This window comes from Serratia sp. Tan611 (genome assembly GCF_905188235.1).
GTDB lineage: Bacteria > Pseudomonadota > Gammaproteobacteria > Enterobacterales > Enterobacteriaceae > Serratia_B > Serratia_B rhizosphaerae.
In genome coordinates this window covers 4,340,199-4,356,929 of record NZ_LR994655.1, presented here as the reverse complement: position 1 = coordinate 4,356,929, position 16,731 = coordinate 4,340,199, and the positions used below count along the sequence as shown (strand labels likewise).

General features: G+C 55.3%; 13 protein-coding genes, 1 tRNA gene and 4 pseudogenes. 14 read left to right on the top strand and 4 right to left on the bottom strand.

All coding sequences use genetic code 11. The features are described 5' to 3' along the window. Positions 1 to 131 precede the first annotated feature (131 nt). Genes TAN611_RS20505 through TAN611_RS20490 form a run of 5 tightly spaced genes read left to right on the top strand, consistent with a single transcriptional unit; the run spans position 132 to position 8,418 of the window. The gene (locus TAN611_RS20505; RefSeq protein ID WP_111736325.1) at positions 132 to 2,351 is read left to right on the top strand and encodes a type VI secretion system Vgr family protein; all 2,220 of its coding nucleotides are present in this window, start codon (positions 132 to 134) and stop codon (positions 2,349 to 2,351) included. A gap of 10 nt (positions 2,352 to 2,361) precedes the next feature. Beyond that, positions 2,362 to 3,942 (top strand): hypothetical protein, encoded by a 1,581-nt coding sequence (locus TAN611_RS20500; protein WP_203066954.1) that lies wholly within the window; start codon positions 2,362 to 2,364, stop codon positions 3,940 to 3,942. After that, positions 3,939 to 4,064 carry a hypothetical protein gene (locus TAN611_RS23635; protein ID WP_255414259.1) on the top strand — a complete coding sequence of 42 codons (126 nt, stop codon included), beginning with the start codon at positions 3,939 to 3,941 and terminating at the stop codon, positions 4,062 to 4,064. Before TAN611_RS20500 ends, TAN611_RS23635 begins: the two co-directional genes overlap by 4 nt. A gap of 26 nt (positions 4,065 to 4,090) precedes the next feature. After that, positions 4,091 to 8,212 carry an RHS repeat-associated core domain-containing protein gene (locus tag TAN611_RS20495; protein ID WP_238404484.1) on the top strand — a complete coding sequence of 1,374 codons (4,122 nt, stop codon included), beginning with the start codon at positions 4,091 to 4,093 and terminating at the stop codon, positions 8,210 to 8,212. Positions 8,213 to 8,220: 8 nt separating this feature from the next. Continuing rightward, the gene (locus TAN611_RS20490) at positions 8,221 to 8,418 is read left to right on the top strand and encodes a hypothetical protein (RefSeq protein WP_024143327.1); all 198 of its coding nucleotides are present in this window, start codon (positions 8,221 to 8,223) and stop codon (positions 8,416 to 8,418) included. Positions 8,419 to 8,462: 44 nt separating this feature from the next. Here the strand turns inward: TAN611_RS20490 and TAN611_RS20485 are convergent. Continuing rightward, positions 8,463 to 8,679: pseudogene (locus TAN611_RS20485) on the bottom strand (SymE family type I addiction module toxin). Between the two features lie 234 nt (positions 8,680 to 8,913). Between TAN611_RS20485 and TAN611_RS23755 the strand changes: the two are divergent. The 8 genes and pseudogenes from TAN611_RS23755 to TAN611_RS23745 form a co-directional block, all read left to right on the top strand. Continuing rightward, positions 8,914 to 9,006 (top strand): annotated as a pseudogene (locus tag TAN611_RS23755) (RHS repeat-associated core domain-containing protein); the annotation flags it as partial. Positions 9,007 to 9,048: 42 nt separating this feature from the next. Then, positions 9,049 to 9,312: a hypothetical protein gene (locus TAN611_RS20475; protein WP_203066953.1), complete on the top strand. Its 264-nt coding sequence runs from the start codon at positions 9,049 to 9,051 to the stop codon at positions 9,310 to 9,312. A 25-nt stretch (positions 9,313 to 9,337) separates the two neighbouring features. Further along, positions 9,338 to 9,565 carry a hypothetical protein gene (locus TAN611_RS20470; protein ID WP_203066952.1) on the top strand — a complete coding sequence of 76 codons (228 nt, stop codon included), beginning with the start codon at positions 9,338 to 9,340 and terminating at the stop codon, positions 9,563 to 9,565. Between the two features lie 114 nt (positions 9,566 to 9,679). Next, positions 9,680 to 10,354: pseudogene (locus tag TAN611_RS20465) on the top strand (RHS repeat-associated core domain-containing protein); the annotation flags it as partial. Between the two features lie 4 nt (positions 10,355 to 10,358). Beyond that, the gene (locus TAN611_RS20460) at positions 10,359 to 10,679 is read left to right on the top strand and encodes a hypothetical protein (RefSeq protein WP_203066951.1); all 321 of its coding nucleotides are present in this window, start codon (positions 10,359 to 10,361) and stop codon (positions 10,677 to 10,679) included. 101 nt (positions 10,680 to 10,780) lie between these two features. Next, positions 10,781 to 11,374, top strand: a complete 594-nt coding sequence (locus tag TAN611_RS23750) for an RHS repeat domain-containing protein (RefSeq protein WP_203066950.1) — start codon at positions 10,781 to 10,783, stop codon at positions 11,372 to 11,374. Between the two features lie 25 nt (positions 11,375 to 11,399). Next, positions 11,400 to 11,636, top strand: coding sequence for a hypothetical protein (locus TAN611_RS20450; protein WP_187044002.1), 237 nt, complete (start codon positions 11,400 to 11,402; stop codon positions 11,634 to 11,636). A 113-nt stretch (positions 11,637 to 11,749) separates the two neighbouring features. After that, positions 11,750 to 12,058: pseudogene (locus TAN611_RS23745) on the top strand (RHS repeat domain-containing protein); the annotation flags it as partial. Between the two features lie 148 nt (positions 12,059 to 12,206). Here TAN611_RS23745 and TAN611_RS20440 read toward each other — a convergent pair. Then, positions 12,207 to 12,282 (bottom strand) — tRNA-Ile (locus TAN611_RS20440). A 146-nt stretch (positions 12,283 to 12,428) separates the two neighbouring features. Here TAN611_RS20440 and mug point away from each other — a divergent pair. After that, on the top strand, positions 12,429 to 12,923 hold the full coding sequence (gene mug / locus TAN611_RS20435; protein ID WP_111736329.1) for a G/U mismatch-specific DNA glycosylase: 495 nt from the start codon (positions 12,429 to 12,431) through the stop codon (positions 12,921 to 12,923). Positions 12,924 to 12,968: 45 nt separating this feature from the next. On the opposite strand, the gene rpoD is transcribed toward mug, so the two are convergent. Continuing rightward, positions 12,969 to 14,807 carry an RNA polymerase sigma factor RpoD gene (gene rpoD / locus TAN611_RS20430; protein ID WP_105232685.1) on the bottom strand — a complete coding sequence of 613 codons (1,839 nt, stop codon included), beginning with the start codon at positions 14,805 to 14,807 and terminating at the stop codon, positions 12,969 to 12,971. A 157-nt stretch (positions 14,808 to 14,964) separates the two neighbouring features. After that, a complete protein-coding gene (gene dnaG / locus TAN611_RS20425) occupies positions 14,965 to 16,716 on the bottom strand; it encodes a DNA primase (protein WP_105232684.1) in 1,752 nt (583 codons plus the stop codon). Positions 16,717 to 16,731 lie beyond the last annotated feature (15 nt).

Here is a 16,731-nt window from a genome sequence, read left to right as displayed (position 1 = left end):
TCAGTATTTTAGGTTGCCTCACAGAATTGGTTAATTTCCCTCATTAATGATTTACCCCCAGCTAAAAGTGCGCTAGAAGTTACGGTAGGTTATTTTTTATTCTGTCATCTTCTTCCTTTGGGTTGTTGCTTATGTTGGATCGAATTCGCGCACACACGCCTCTTGGCCCCAATGAACTGATGTTCTGGTCGCTGCAGGGCAGCGAACAGCTCAGCCGGCCTTATGTTTTCCAGGTTGATCTACTGAGCCAGAACTTCCATATCGACCGGCGCTCGCTGCTTGGACAGACCGTCACGCTGGAAATCCCCACGCAAAATATGCTGACGCCCCGCTATCTGAACGGCAAGGTAACGGCGGCGGCGGTGCGCAGCGAGGAAATCAACGACACGCGCTATGCGGTGTATCAACTGAAGCTGGAGCCGGATATCTGGCCGATGCTGCGCGATCGAAATTTCCGTATTTTCCAGCAGCAGACGGTGCCGGACATCGTCAAAACCCTGCTGGCGGAACAGAACGTCGTCTGTGAGGATCAACTGACCGGCAGCTATCGTCAGTGGGAATACTGCGTGCAGTATCAGGAGAGCAGCTACAACTTTATCAGCCGGCTGATGGAGCTGGAGGGCATCTACTACTTCTGGCGTCATGAGATGGGCAAACAGACGCTGGTGCTGATGGATGCGCCCCAGCAGCATAAGCCGTTTGAAGGCTACGAAAGTATTCCCTACCACGTTACGCCTTCCGGCGGCAGCACCCGCGAAGAGGGCGTCAGCCGCTGGGCGGTCAACGATGTCGTCACGCCGGGGATTTACAGCATTGACGACTACGACTTCCGCAAGCCGAACGCCTGGCTGTTTCAGGCGCGGCAGAACCCCGCTTCGCCGCAGCCGGGGCAGATTGACGTCTATGACTGGCCGGGGCGGTTTGTCGATCATCAGCACGGCGAGTTTTACGCGCGCGTTCGCCAGGAGGCCTGGCAGGCGGAGCACCAGAAAATCAGCGGCACGGCGACGGCATTGGGCATTGCGCCCGGACACACCTTTACCCTGCACAATGCGCCTTACGCCGGTGACAACGGCCAGTATCTGGTGACACAGGCTGAATATCACCTGCGTGAGAACCGTTACGCCAGCGGCGGAGAGAGCAGCGAGCACCGTATCGACTTCAACGTAATGCCGGCGGATGTGCCTTTCCGGCCGGAACAGCTGGCCGAGTGGCCGAAGACCTGCGGGCCGCAGACCGCCAAGGTGGTGGGGCCGAAAGGGGAGTCGATCTGGACTGATAAATATGGCCGCATCAAAGTGAAATTCCACTGGGATCGGCTGGCGGCGGGCGACGACACCAGTTCCTGCTGGGTGCGCGTGTCCAGCGCCTGGGCCGGGCAAGGCTTCGGCGGCGTGCAGATCCCGCGGGTTAACGACGAGGTGGTGATCGACTTCATCAACGGCGATCCCGATCGGCCGATCGTCATCGGCCGCGTGTATAACGAAGCCAGCATGCCGCCGTGGGCGCTGCCGGCCGCCGCTACCCAAATGGGCTTTATGAGCCGCTCCAAAGACGGCACGCCGGACAACGCCAACGCACTGCGTTTTGAAGACAAGGCCGGTTCGGAACAGGTGTGGATCCAGGCCGAACGCAATATGGATACCAACGTTAAAAACGATGAAAGCCACTCCATCGGCAGCAACCGTACCAAAACCGTCGGCGCCGATGAAACCAGCCATATCAAGCAAAACCGCACCAAAAATGTTGACGGTAATGAGACGGTCGCCATCGGCCAGAACCGCACCAAAACCATCAGCGGTAATGAGACCACCACCGTGAAGCAGAACCGCACTGAAACGGTGGAGGGCAGCGAAACCCTGACGGTGCAGCAGAGCCGTAATGAGACCATCACCGGCGATCACTCGGCCACGGTGAAAAGCAACCATACCTCGACGGTGGACGGCAACCAGGTGATGACGGTCAATCAGGATCGCACCCGCACCGTAAACGGCAATGAGAAGGTCAGCGTGGTGAAGAACCGCAACGTGGATGTACAGGGCCACCAGACGCTGGGGATTACCGGTAACCGTACGGCCTCGATCAGCGGTAATGAGAACAAGACTATCACCAAGATGCAGGATGTCAGTATCGGCGAGGGCCGCAAGATCGTGATCGCCGGCGGTGATACGCGTTATACCGACGGTGCGGTAAGCGACAGCGCGTCGCAAAGTTTCAATATCAGCGTGGGTGACTCTGCCGGCATCTCGATTTCGCCCGGCAACATTGAGATTGTCGCCGGCGGCGCCAGCATCACCATCAACGGGAGCGGTGTTATGGTCAACGGCACCAAAATAGAACTCAATGCCTGAGCAGATATCCATGATGCAGAGTCACGCAAGAAACCCCACCGAGCAACTGATGGCCCAGTTGGAAGTGCAGTGGCTGGAGGCCAGTGAGGATCCGGCCGCGCGGCTATTTATCTGGCGGGTCAAGGCCAATGCCGAAAGTATTGTGCATGCATTTATCGCGCTGCAGCAGCAGCCGCCGAGCGACTACAGCGCGCCGGATCTGTTTATCGGCTTTATGGCGCCGTTCGACACCGGTTACGGCTACAGCCGGGCGCTGGCGGATGAGCTGATAGAGCGTTACGAGGCCAGCGAAGACGCGCAGGGCTGGGAGTTTGAGTCCCGTTTGCCGTGCTTTAGCGCCGTGCAGTGGCAAACCCTGCTCGGCGATTTTGCCGGCCATCATCGCGAACAGTTGCGCTATGTGGTGGCGGTGATGACGCCGGAGCATATCAGCGATGAGGCGGCGTTGCAGCGCTGGCTGCAGCAAAACGTCGAGCGCATTGGCACCGGCGTGCGCGTGATGTTGATCGATACGCTGGAGCAGCCGACCTGGCAGGCGCTGCAGCAGGCATTTCCCCAGCGTGTGCGGCTGATAACGCCGGATATCGACGGTATGGCGCTGATGCAGCAAACCGCCAGCCAACTCAGCGATCGTGACGGCGACCGCCTGCGCTGCCGTCAGTTGATGACCGATGCGGTATTGCTGCTTGAACACGGCACGGCGCAGCAGGTTGAGGCGCGTGCCGGCATGGCGCTGGCGATTGCGCGTAAAAAAGGCTGGCTGGAGCAGCAGGTGGTGATGCACAACATCGTCGGCGGCGGCTGGGTAAAGGGCAATGCCGCCGCTAAAGCGGTGGAGGCGTACCGTCAGGCGCAGCAGGTGGCGCAGGGCATCGGCGATCCGCCGCTGCGCGCCACGCTGCAGATGCAGAGCGCCTTCGGCGAAGGCGGCGCCTGGTTCAGCGCCGGCGAATATCAGAAGGCGGCCGGCGCCTATCGGTTGGCCGCAGGGCTGGCGCAAATGGCGGGCAACCGCATGTTGGCTATCGAAGGAATGCGGATGGCGGGGCGCTGCCTGGTGCTGGGCGGCGAGGAGAGCCAGGCGATGGCGGACTATGCGCAGGCGATCCACGCCGCGCGGCCGCTGTCCGCCGAGGAGCGTGCGCAAACCACTTTGCCGCTGGCGCTGCAGGATTTACTGCATATTCAGGATGATAAACGCGCTAAGGCGCTGGAGCACTGTGCAGAAGAGTATCAGCAGCGCAAGCAGCAGCTGATTTTACGCGCGGAAGGCGAGGTGGCGCAGCAGGGGGCGACGCCACAGTCGGTGCTGCTGGCGGAAAGTCGCCTGCAACAGGCGCTGGAGCAGAGTTTCCAGCAGGCGCGCAATCAGCGTGAGCTGCTGATCCTTGAAAGCTACCCCGGTTTTCGTCAGGCGATCGCCATCGGTCGCCAGTATCTGCATCCGCACTGGAACGGCCTGCCGGAGATCGCCCATCCGTTTGATGCGCCGACCGGCGAATGGTCACAAATGCCGCAAAGCATGGCGCTGCCGTCGGAAGATGCCGCCGGTGAGTTTACTCAGCAACACGAAAGCAAGGACAAAGCATGAGGAAGGTGGTGATTATTGTGGCGATCACGCTGTTGGTGATCGGATTTATCAGCCTGTCGAACAGTGAGCTGGCCAGCGAGGCGCGCAATTTCCTGCGTGCCTTGCTGCGGGCGCTGTTCTAACGTCGGAACCAGGGAGGGTATAACCGATGCATTCCAGTTCACACTTTGACCCCCAGCTGGGGATCGATATCCATACCTATCCGTTCGGGCCGCTGCCGACGCCGCATATCGGCCTGGTGTTCGACGTCTTTGACTATATTCCGATTATCGGCACCACGGTGAACGTCAACGGCATCAAGCGCGCCAGCGCCGGTACCGGCGGCATGGCGGTGCATATCCCGATCGGCGGCCCGTGGCTGCCGCCGCTGCGCGTACCGGGCGGCCCGCAGTTGAATGACGACGAGTTGTTTATGGGCAGCCGCACGGTGCGGGTGGACGGCGAGCCTTTCGCACGGATGACCATGCCGGTGCTGAGCTGCAACATGCTCGGTATGATGCCACCGTTCCGTCCGAAGCGCGCCGCCGAGCCCAAACCGCTGTCGCTGACGATGCCGCTGACCCTCAACCTGGCGATCCCCAGCCGGGTGACAGTCGGCGGGCCGTCTACCATCAACGTGACGGCAATGCTGATGCGCGCCGGCCTGTTCGGCCTCGGCAAAGGGCTGAAAAAACTCAAAAAAAGCGCCGGTTACGGCAAGTTTATGAAGAAGTTTCAGGCGCTGCGCCAGAAGCTGTTTAAAAACATGGACCCCGGCTTTCTCAAGTGCAAGGTGCTGCGGGCCGAGCCGGTGGATATCCGCGACGGTAGCGTGGCGTTGGAGCATCAGGACTTCCTGCTGCCGGGGCGGATGCCGCTCTCCTGGGTGCGCAGCTATTCGTCGGCGGATATCGATGAGGCCGGTTATTGCGGCTACGGCTGGGCGACGCCGGCGGATATCAGCCTGACGCGCGATGCCGACGGGCTGATGCTGCTGATCCGACCGGCGGGCATGACCGCCTTTGGTGACCTGCCGACGTTACCGGGGCGCGAGCACGCGGCGGTGGGCCTGCCGGATGGCGGGCGGCTGTGGTGGCAGCAGGAGGAACGGCAGCGACGCTGGATCTACGAAGACAACGACGGCGTGCAGCATCATTTTGACGACGACGACGGTGACGCGATGCCGCTGGCGGCGCTGGGCGACCGCAACGGCAACCGCTGGCAGTTTGTGCGCCGGCAGGGGCAGCTGACTCGGCTGGCGGAGTACGCCGGCGCGGCGACGACCGGGCGCGAGGTGCATGTTACCGTCGAGCGCGGGCGCATCATCGCCATGCGCCTGTATGAGGCGGCCAACGACGCCTACTCGCCGCTGACCCGCTATGAGTATGATGGCGAGGGGCAGTTGGCGGCGCAGATTGATGCGCTGGGGGCGGCGCGGCGTTTCGGCTATCAGCGCCGGCACATGACGCAGCACCAGGACCGCAACGGCCAGCGCTTCTATTATGACTACGATGCCGACTGGCGGGTGGTGCACGCCTGGGGCGACGGCGGGCTGTATGATTATCGCTTTGTCTATCACGATGTGCTCAATGAAGTGGCGGTCACCGACTCGCTCGGCCATACCTCGTATATCCGCTTCGACAGCGGCGGGTTACCGATTAGCGAGATCGACCCACTGGGTGGTAACACGGTGTTTACCTATGACGATCTGGGCCGGCCGCTGAGCGTGACGCAGGCGGACGGGCGACGCTATCAGTGGGAGTACGACCCGCAGGGGCAGATCGCGGCGGAGATCGGGCCGGACGGCAGCCGGTTGAGCCTGGAGTATAACGCACTGGCGCAGCCGGAGACGCTGGTCGACGAGAACGGCGCGCAGTGGCAGATGACGTACGATGCGCGGGGCAACCTGCTGTCGCAGAGCGATCCGACCGGTGTGACCCGGCGTTATCGCTATGATGCGACGGGGCAGCCGGAGGAATATCTGGGGGCCGACGGCGAACGGCAGACGCTGGAGTATGATCGCTACGGCTTCCCGCAGCGGGTGACGAGTAATCAGAGCGGGACGTTGCAGCTGCGCTTTGACGTGCGCGGCAACCTGCGGCTGAAAACCGATGCGCTGGGGCAGCAGACCCGCTATGAGTATGATGCGAAGGATCGGCTGACGGCGCAGCTGTCCGCATCGGACGCACAGGTGGCGATCGACTACGATCGCGAAGATCAGCCGGTATGCTACCGGGATGAGGCGGGTCGTGAGACGCGGCTGCGCTATAACGGCACCGGAATGGTGACGGAGTGTCAGACGGCGGACGGCGAGCGGGTGGCGTACCAGTATGATACCGAGGACCAGCTGACGGCGGTGGTGAACCCGCTGGGGCAGGCGTGGCAGCTGCAGCGTGACGCACTGGGGCGGGTGACGGAGGAGCGTGACTACTGGGGGCAGGCGACCGGCTACCGCTGGGATGCGGTCGGCAGCCTGTTACAGCGCACCGATGCGCTGGGGGGCACGCTGACGTACGCGTACGACCGGGCGGGACGGCTGCAGGAAAAACGCAGCGGCGACACGCTGCTTACGCGCTACCGCTATGCTGCCGACGGGCAGCTGACGCAGTGCGAGAACCGCTGGCGGCAGCTGGCATGGCGCTACGACGCGGCGGGCCGGCTGCTGGCGGAGTCGCAGGACGGCTTTACGCTGCGGCACCACTACAATGACGCCGGGCAGCGTATTCTGCGTGAGAGCGACGGCGGACACCGGGTGGCGTTCAGCTGGAGCACGACGGGGCAGCTGGCGGCGATAGGGCTGAATGACGATGCGCCGGTGGCGCTGGGCTATGACGCGGCGGGCCGGCTGTGCCGGGAGCAGCTCGGGGCAGGGCTGGTGCGCGAGCTGACGTATGACGGCGAGGGGCGGCTAACCGCCCAACGCACGCTGCAGGATGAACTGCCGCTGTTCTCGACCGGCTATCGTTACGACCTGCAGGGCAACATGACGTCGCGGGAGGACAGTGGCTGGGGCGTAGACCGCTACCAGTATGACGCGGTGGGACGGCTGCTGGCGCACGTTGACCCGGCGGAGCGGGTGCGGCGGTTTATGCATGACGCGGCGGGCAACCGGCTGGCGCTGACGGTGCGGGCGGTGAACGAGACGGCGGAAGGGTGGTTCCGCGAGGGCTGGCACAATGATACGCGCTACGTGTTTGACCGTGCGGGCAACCTGCGGCAGCGGCGCTATACTGACGGCAGCCGGCAGGACTTTGTCTGGGATGAGAGCCAGCAATTGGTGGCGGTGCATCAGGGCGAGTCGGTCACGCACTATGCCTACGACGGGCTGGGTCGGCGGATTGGCAAACAGACGGCGACGGAGAGCCGCTGGTTCTACTGGCAGGGCGATGCACTGCTGGCAGAGGTGGCGGAGCCGGGCGGCGAACCGCTGCATCCATTGGCGCTGTACGACGTGGCCGGCCGGCTGCAGCGAGAGAAGCGGCAGGCGGCGCTCTTTAACAATCTGCGGGAATACGTTTACTACCCCGGCAGCTTCCGGCCGTTCGCGCTGCTGACGCAGCAGGACGGGGTACGCAGCAGTTACCACTACCACTGCGATCCGAACGGCGCGCCGGTGCGGCTGACCGACGTACAGGGCGAGCTGGTGTGGTCGGAACAATGCGGGGTTTGGGGTGAGCCGGGGGTGGTGCATGCAGACCGGGTGGCCAACCCGTTGCGCTTCCAGGGGCAGTACTTTGATGTGGAAACGGGGCTGCACTATAACCGCTACCGCTACTACGATCCGCAGACCGGGAGTTATATCAGTCAGGATCCGATTGGGCTGGCGGGTGGGTTAAACCTATATGCTTATGCTCCAAATCCCCTCACATGGATCGATCCATTAGGTCTTGCTAGATGTGAGGCTGGAGTTGCTTCAGGCAAAGGCAGCAACATAAATGGAAAATGGTTAAAGGGCTCTCATGGCAATGCAGGTTTATTCCCATCCTCTGTTGCTGATAAATTACGAGGGCGTCAATTTAAATCTTTTGACGATTTCAGAGAGAGTTTCTGGAAAGAAGTAGCTAATGATACTCATCTTTCTCGACAATTTAGCCCTTCTAATATTTCCAGAATGAAAGGCGGTAAAGCTCCAATAGCACATAATTCTCAGTGGAATGGGAAAAATAGATCTTATGTTCTTCATCACAGAACGCCGATCCAACATGGTGGTGGTGTTTATGATGTTGATAATATATTAATTGTTACTCCAAGATATCATCTTGATATACTAGATCGCACTTACCATTTTTGAGTATTCATATGAAAAGACAAGAGCTTATAGAGTTAATTGAAAAAATTCAGCGTAGCGAAGGCACTGAAGAAGAAGCTGATGATGATATTGACTTACTTTGTAGAAGTGTTGCAGATCCTCAGGCAGTTAATTATATATTTCAAGAGGATCTTAGTGCTGAAGAAATAGCTGATAGGATAATGAATTACAAACCTATCCAGTTATAGACGCAATCCGGGAAGATATTTTTATCTTCCCGGATTTTTATTATTTAACTCTCGTTAAGTACACTAAATACCCCGTCTTTAATTCCCTTAACCACCTGTTTAGCCTGATAAAGCTGCTCGCGCAGCGCCTGCGTCTCGTTATTATCCGCCATCAGCACAATGCACCCCTGTGAAACCTTCACGGTCACGCCGCGCCCGGTCTCAAGGCCCGCCTCTTTCAGCCAGTCGCCTTTAAGGTGCAGACTGGGGTGCTGTGGTCATGTAGGTTTTGCTGTTGTAGTGACGGGCGCTGACGTAGCCGACTTTGTAGTGGTGACGGATTTTGGATATGATATTTTGTGTCTAATATGCTGATTATAAGGCAAAATAAGTCTTGTGCAGATAGCTTGATTTATCAGGGTATGGCGGTAGTGTGTGAACTACGATGCGGTGGTTTCTGGAATGTACGAACAAAATCGATAGTACGATCCACCGATTAGGTAGATTCGCTGTCCTGACCCGATTGGGTTAGAAGGTGGGATAAACCTCTATGCCTATGCGCCGAATCCGCTGGGTTGGATCGACCCTCTTGGTCTAAGTTGTTCTCCTACATTTAACCCTCAAAAGAAATTTAAATATAAAGAGGGATAGATGTCAGTTATGAAGCATATTTTAAGTGGGCATGCTAAAGATGCACTCCAGGAAAGTACAAGTAAATTCTTAACAAATAGTCCAAATAAAATAACTAAATATATCAATGAGGCTTTAGAAAAAGGGACTTTATCTTCTAATGGTAAAGAGTTGATTTATAAATTTTCCAGAGATATAGGAACAAACCTTGATGGCAAGACAACAAAAACAATAAAACTATTTATTGACTCAAAAGGTTGGGTAAGAACAGCATTTCCTTTATGAATGAAATAAAATTAGAGGCGAAACTATGAAAAAAAACACATTAGATGCGTTAACTGAATCAATATCTAACAGTGGAAAAATAATCATCAACAATATTCTGATGGAAGAGAGAAAAGAAATTAGATTAAATCTTGTTTATATTACCTATGATTTCTCATCTAGGTGTGTATTAATAGAATATTATGCTGAGGATAATGAGTATCCAGATGTAGAGATGAAATTTGATGATTTAATTGACTTTGTTAAAAAATAACACTGTGAACCGGAGTCGCTATGTTAATTACTCCGTATTTTTACAAGTTTTATTTTTATTAAACTAGAATCAGCAGTTAGGTAATAAGTTTATTATTTTCAACAGTAATGGTAATACCCTAGCAGCTTCCGCCCGTCTGCACTGCTGACGCAGCAGGACGGGGTACGCAGCAGCTACCACTACCACTGCGACCCGAACGGCGCACCGGTGCGGCTGACTGATGTGTAGAGCGGGCTGGTGTGGTCGGAGCAATGCGGGGTCTGGGGTGAGCCGGGGGTGGTGCATGCAGACCGGGTGGCCAACCCGTTGCGCTTCCAGGGACAGTATGTTGATGCGGAAACGGGGCTGCACTATAACCGTTACCGTTACTACGATCCGCAAACCGGGAGCTATATCAGTCAGGACCCGATAGGGCTGTTGGGCGGGCTGAACCTTTATCAGTATGCGCAGAATCCGCTCATTTGGATAGACCCATTGGGCCTAGATGTCATTCGATTAAGGCACTATACAAGTAATCAAGGGTTTACTGGTATAAAAAACAGCATGATAATCAAGGCTGGGGATCAGAATGCTGTTTTTGCTACAAGAGCCAAAGGTAAGCCTTTAAGCATGGCTGATGCAGCAGAAAAATTTAAAATAAAACAAAATCACGCAAGGAATTATATAGACTTCGATATAGATGAAAGTCGTGTAGAATTCAGGAAAAATAATTTAGGTGTCGAGGAATATAAAATTAAAGGTGATATTGAGTTAGACAAAAAGACCACTAAGTTTAATAAGAGGTGCTGATATTATGAAGAAAAATATACAAAATATAGATGAATTAAAAGAGATCTTGACCTCTATGGAGGAGATTGTTGTTGTAATAGATAAAATCGGGTCTGGATTTGTTGATGAAAATAGAACAGCATCAGCCCTGCTGCTTTTTTTTAATCAATGCAATGTCTTAGATAAATTATCTAAAACCAGAAAATATCTATATCATGAATTAGAGTCAAAAATATCTTCTGAGGAATTTGATGAATGGATAGAAAACGGCTCACCTTTATGGAGACCTCCTTACGATAAAAGTGAGGAGGAGATATTAGAGATGCTAAAAAATAACAAATATTAACCTAATGATGTATGCTGTAATTTTATTTCATTGAGTGATTGACGCAGCAGGAGGGGGTACGCAGCAGCTACCACTAGCACTGTGACCCGAACGGCGCGCCGGTGCGGCTGACCGACGTGCAGGGCGGGCTGGTGTGGTCGGAGCAATGCGGGGTCTGGGGCGAGCCGGGGGTGGTGCATGCAGAGCAGGTGGCCAACCCGCTGCGCTTCCAGGGGCAGTACTTTGATGCGGAAACGGAGCTGCACTATAACCGTTACCGCTACTACGATCCGCAGATCGGGAGCTATATCAGCCAGGATCCGATTGGGTTAGCGGGTGGGATAAACCTCTATGCCTATGCGCCGAATCCGCTGGGTTGGATCGACCCTCTTGGTCTAAGTTGTTCTCCTACATTTAACCCTCAAAAGAAATTTAAATATAAAGAGGGAGAGATGTCAGTTATGAAGCATATTTTAAGTGGGCATGCTAAAGATGCACTCCAGGAAAGTACAAGTAAATTCTTAACAAATAGTCCAAAGAAAATAACTAAATATATCAATGAGGCTTTAGAAAAAGGGACTTTATCTTCTAATGGTAAAGAGCTGATTTATAAATTTTCCAGAGATATAGGAACAAACCTTGATGGCAAGACAACAAAAACAATAAAATTATTTATTGACTCAAAAGGTTGGGTAAGAACAGCATTTCCTTTATGAATGAAATAAAATTAGAGGCGAAACTATGAAAAAACACACATTAGATGCGTTAACTGAATCAATATCTAACAGTGAAAAAATAAAAAAAATAATCATCAACAATATTCTGATGGAAGAGAGTAAAGAAATTAGATTAAATCTTGTTTACATTACTTATGATTTTTCATCTAGGTGTGTATTAATAGAATATTATGCTGAGGATAATGAGTATCCGGATGTAGAGATGAAATTTGATGATTTAATTGACTTTGTTAAAAAATAACACTGTGAACCGGAGTCGCTATATTAATTAATCCGTATTTTTACAAGTTTTCTTTTTATTAAAATAGAATCAGCAGTTAGGTAATAAGTTTATTAGTTTCAACAGTAATGTAATACCCTAGCAGCTTCCGCCCGTCTGCACTGCTGACGCAGCAGGAGGGGGTACGCAGCAGCTACCACTACCACTGTGACCCGAACGGTGCGCCGGTGCGGCTGACCGATGTGCAGGGCGGGCTGGTGTGGTCGGAACAATGCGGGGTCTGGGGTGAGCCGGGGGTGGTGCATGCAGACCGGGTGGCCAACCCGTTGCGCTTCCAGGGGCAGTACTTTGATGTGGAAACGGGGCTGCACTATAACCGCTACCGCTACTACGATCCGCAGACCGGGAGCTATATCAGTCAGGATCCGATTGGTTGTTGGGGAGTGAGCTTGTGGAAGACCCATTAATGTGGTTCTGCTTACCGGGCTTAACCGCTAAAAATACTATCGCCGTTTTATCGCCGCTGTAATGTAAGCAACAAAAAAGCCACCGTGAAAGGTGGCTTAATCGTATGATTCTAAATATAAATTCTGGTGGCCCCTGTTGGGTTTGAACCAACGACCAAGCGATTATGAGTCGCCTGCTCTAACCACTGAGCTAAGGGGCCATGCGGCAAGGATTATACGGTAGGGGATAGCGCAGGTCTACAGGCAGAATGTTGTGTGGTGCTTTTATACACAGCTGTAGCCTGTTGTAATTGCTGACGGATTTTGCGATAACCAACGCTATGACTTGCTAAGGACCGTCGACATTATGGAACTTCTGGCGCCCCATCTGCGGGTGGTGTTTTGTGGCATCAATCCCGGCCTTTCTTCCGCCCACCGCGGCTATCCGTTTGCCAATGCCAGCAACCGTTTCTGGAAGGTGATTCATCTGGCGGGGTTTACCGCCCGCCAGCTGGCGCCGGAGGAGTGGCAGCAGCTGCAGGAATACGGCTGCGGCATTACGGCGCTGGTTGCGCGTCCGACGGTGGCGGCCAGCGAGTTGGCGCGTGAGGAACTGCGCCATGGCGGTGAGGCGTTAAGCGATAAAATTCTGCGCTGTCAGCCGCGCGCACTGGCGATTCTCGGCAAACAGGCGTTCAGCGATGCCTTCGGCATCCGCAAGGTGAGCTGGGGGCGACAGGCGCTGATGATTGGCGATACCGAGGTGTGGGTGCTGCCTAATCCCAGCGGGCTTAACCGTGCGACGCTGGAGTCGCTGACGGACAGCTATCGTCAGCTGGCGTCGGCGTTGGAAAACAGATAATAAAAAACCCCGGCATGCCGGGGTTTTTTTATTTACATGGACAGATTAGTCGTCCAGGAAGCTGCGCAGCACTTCAGAGCGGCTCGGATGGCGCAGCTTACGCAGCGCCTTCGCTTCGATCTGACGGATACGTTCGCGGGTAACGTCGAACTGTTTACCCACTTCTTCCAGCGTGTGGTCGGTGTTCATATCGATACCGAAACGCATACGCAGTACTTTCGCCTCACGCGCGGTCAGGCCGGCCAGCACGTCGTGCGTTGCGGAGCGCAGGCTTTCCGAGGTGGCGGAATCCAGCGGCAGCTCGAGGGTGGTATCCTCGATGAAATCGCCCAGATGTGAATCTTCATCATCACCGATCGGCGTTTCCATGGAGATCGGCTCTTTGGCGATCTTCAGCACTTTGCGGATCTTGTCTTCCGGCATCAGCATGCGTTCAGCCAGCTCTTCCGGCGTCGGCTCGCGGCCCATTTCCTGCAGCATCTGGCGCGAAATACGGTTGAGCTTGTTGATGGTCTCAATCATATGCACCGGAATACGGATGGTGCGCGCCTGGTCGGCGATGGAGCGGGTAATTGCCTGACGGATCCACCAGGTGGCGTAGGTCGAGAACTTATAGCCGCGGCGGTATTCGAACTTGTCTACCGCTTTCATCAGGCCGATGTTGCCTTCCTGAATCAGATCGAGGAACTGCAGACCGCGGTTGGTGTATTTCTTGGCGATAGAAATAACCAGACGCAGGTTGGCCTCAACCATCTCTTTCTTGGCGCGGCGGGCCTTGGCTTCGCCGATGGACATGCGACGGTTGATATCCTTGACCTGCTCGATGGTCAGACCGGTTTCTTCTTCGATCTGGCGCAGTTTCTGCAGGCTGCGCTGCACGTCTTCGGCGACGTCTTTCAGCTTTTCCGACCATGGCTTGGCCATCGCCAGCGCGGCTTCAAACCAGGAATCGCTGGTTTCGTTGCCGGCAAACAGCGTGACGAAGTTTTTCTTCGGCATTTTGCACTGCTCAACACACATCTTCATGATGATGCGTTCCTGGGTGCGTACACGGTCCATCATGGTGCGCATGCTGTTGACCAGGAAGTCGAACTGCTTAGGCACCAGGCGGAACTGTTTGAAGACTTCAGACAGCTTCAGAATCTCTTCTGCAGACTTGGCATGGCTGCGGCCGTTGGCCTTGATCACCTGACGCGTTGCTTCGTACTGCTCGCGCAGTTCGGAGAACTTCTGACGGGCGACTTCCGGATCGATGCTGTTATCGTCTTCGGAATCGTCGTCGTCGTCATCATCGTCGTCGTCATCGTCCTGCTCTTCGGTCGACAGCTCAGAACCGATATGGGTGGCGGTCGGCGCAAGGTCCTCTTCCGCGTTCGGATCGACGAAGCCGGTGATCAGATCGGACAGGCGAGATTCGCCCGCTTCAACGCGATCGTACTGTTCGAGCAGATAGGTGATGGCCTCCGGGTATTCGGCCACCGAGCACTGTACCTGGTTAATACCGTCTTCGATGCGCTTGGCGATGTCGATTTCGCCTTCGCGCGTCAGCAGTTCAACGGTACCCATTTCACGCATGTACATACGTACCGGGTCAGTGGTGCGGCCAATCTCGGACTCAACGCTGGAGAGCACCTGAGCAGCCGCTTCTTCAGCATCCTCATCGGTGTTGTTTGAGTTTTCAGCAAGCAACAGGTCATCGGCGTCCGGCGCTTCTTCCATCACCTGGATGCCCATGTCGTTAATCATCTGGATGATGTCTTCGATCTGATCGGAGTCGACGATATCTTCCGGCAGATGGTCATTGACCTCAGCATAGGTCAGATAGCCTTGCTCCTTACCACGGGTGACAAGTAGCTTAAGCTGTGACTGCGGGTTTTGCTCCATAAGACGGTATCCACACTTCAGAGTATTTGGGTTGGTGTCGGTCGGCGAAACCGCCAACAATAGCATTTGGGGCGTTTTTGTTATTGCCGCGGCCCACTATGGCAGCATATTGCAGGGCTTTGCCCTCGCTTTTAGCGGCACTTAAGCCGTTTGGTATTCAGTTTTTCTTCGCTAACGCCAACTGTAATGACCACAGTTCCTGACGCTCTGCTGTATTCAGGCCGTGGGTTCTGTCACGGGCAATCAGCTCTTCCTGCCGCTGTTCCAGCACTGAGTCGTAAAGATTCGTTAGCGTGTCAATAAAATGTTGTTCAACCATATCCTCAACGATCATATGGTTCCATGTGGCCAGAGTTTCAAGCTGCTGGCTGAATTTGTTGTCGCGATACAGCTCCAGAAGCTGCCCGGTGGTCAATCCCGGCTGCGACAAGCAGGTTTGCACCAGTTCGACAAACAGCGGCAGGCCCGCCTGCTTGGTCTGCTCCAGCCCGTCCAGCGACGGCACCAGCGCGGCGAGCTGCGGATTTTGCACCAATAACCCTATCAGTATACGCATGGTTGTGCGTTTTAGCTGGGGCGCCTGATAAGTATTGGCGTTTTCAGCCTGTTTGGGCATCAATTTGTCGAGCTGGCTGTCATCCAGCAGCCCCAGCTTGTTGCCAAGCTGCTGGCGCAGATAAAGACGCAGCGTTTCGCCGGGAACCTGGCTAATCAGCGGCAGCGCCAGCGCGCTCAGCTTGGCGCGCCCGTCCGGGCTGCTCAGGTCAACCTGCGGCAGCAGAGTTTCGAACAGGAAAGTGGAAAGCGGCTGCGCCTGCTCCATCCGTTGTTCGAAAGCTGCCTTGCCCTCCTGACGCACCAGCGTATCCGGGTCTTCGCCGTCAGGTAAAAACATAAAGCGCAGCTGGCGCCCGTCATTCAGATAGGGCAGCGCGGTTTCCAGCGCGCGCCAGGCTGCCTCGCGGCCGGCCCGGTCGCCGTCATAGCAGCAGACCACGTTGTCGGTGGCGCGGAACATCAGCTGAATGTGTTCCGCCGTGGTCGAGGTGCCGAGCGAGGCGACGGCATAATCGATGCCGAACTGCGCCAGCGCCACCACGTCCATATAGCCTTCCACCACCAGCAAGCGCTGCAGCTGCTTGGGGTGGCTCTGCTGTGCTTCATACAGGCCGTATAACTGTCGGCCTTTATGGAATACTTCGGTTTCCGGCGAGTTCAGGTACTTCGGCATACCGTCGCCGAGTACGCGACCGCCGAAGGCAATCACCCGTCCGCGTTTATCACGGATAGGGAACATGACGCGTTCACGGAAACGGTCGTAAGAACGCCCTTGATCGTTAGTCACCAACATGCCGGCATCGTTCAATGCGGTGCGGCCGTCGCGCTCGCGACCAAAACGTTTTAATGCGTTATCCCAGCCGGCGGGGGCGAAACCGATGGCGAAATGGCGGATAACGTCGTCACTTAAGCCGCGCTGCTGCAGGTAATCACGCGCCTGCTTGCCATTCGGTTGATTCAGTGACTGTTGATAGAACGTGCTGAGCTGTTCCATCAGTTGATAAAGACTTTGCCGCTGATGACGTTCGATCTGGGTTGGCCCGGAGCCTGCCTCATAAGGCACTTCCAGCCCGTGCATGGTCGCCAGTTCCTCGATGGTTTCGACAAACTCAAGCCTGTCGTAATTCATCAGGAAGTCGACGGCGTTACCGTGCGCACCACAACCAAAACAGTGATAAAACTGTTTTTCGCCGTTAACGGTGAACGAAGGCGTTTTCTCGTGGTGGAATGGGCAGCACGCGTGATAGTTTTTGCCCTGCTTCTTCAGCTTCACCCGTGCGTCGATCAGATCGACGATGTCGGTGCGCGCCAGCAAGTCATTGATAAATACACGCGGGATTCGTCCAGCCATAAGCCTCGGTTCGTG

Excerpts from the sequence above, each read along its gene's own strand:
- TAN611_RS20495 (WP_238404484.1), top strand. The coding sequence starts at position 4,091 with ATGCATTCCAGTTCACACTTTGACCCCCAGCTGGGGATCGATATCCAT.
- mug (WP_111736329.1), top strand. The coding sequence starts at position 12,429 with ATGGAACTTCTGGCGCCCCATCTGCGGGTGGTGTTTTGTGGCATCAAT.
- TAN611_RS23635 (WP_255414259.1), top strand. The coding sequence starts at position 3,939 with ATGAGGAAGGTGGTGATTATTGTGGCGATCACGCTGTTGGTGATCGGA.
- rpoD (WP_105232685.1), bottom strand. The coding sequence starts at position 14,807 with ATGGAGCAAAACCCGCAGTCACAGCTTAAGCTACTTGTCACCCGTGGT.
- TAN611_RS20470 (WP_203066952.1), top strand. The coding sequence starts at position 9,338 with ATGAAAAAAAACACATTAGATGCGTTAACTGAATCAATATCTAACAGT.
- dnaG (WP_105232684.1), bottom strand. The coding sequence starts at position 16,716 with ATGGCTGGACGAATCCCGCGTGTATTTATCAATGACTTGCTGGCGCGC.
- TAN611_RS20505 (WP_111736325.1), top strand. The coding sequence starts at position 132 with ATGTTGGATCGAATTCGCGCACACACGCCTCTTGGCCCCAATGAACTG.
- TAN611_RS20490 (WP_024143327.1), top strand. The coding sequence starts at position 8,221 with ATGAAAAGACAAGAGCTTATAGAGTTAATTGAAAAAATTCAGCGTAGC.
- TAN611_RS20450 (WP_187044002.1), top strand. The coding sequence starts at position 11,400 with ATGAAAAAACACACATTAGATGCGTTAACTGAATCAATATCTAACAGT.
- TAN611_RS20460 (WP_203066951.1), top strand. The coding sequence starts at position 10,359 with ATGAAGAAAAATATACAAAATATAGATGAATTAAAAGAGATCTTGACC.
- TAN611_RS20475 (WP_203066953.1), top strand. The coding sequence starts at position 9,049 with ATGTCAGTTATGAAGCATATTTTAAGTGGGCATGCTAAAGATGCACTC.
- TAN611_RS20500 (WP_203066954.1), top strand. The coding sequence starts at position 2,362 with ATGATGCAGAGTCACGCAAGAAACCCCACCGAGCAACTGATGGCCCAG.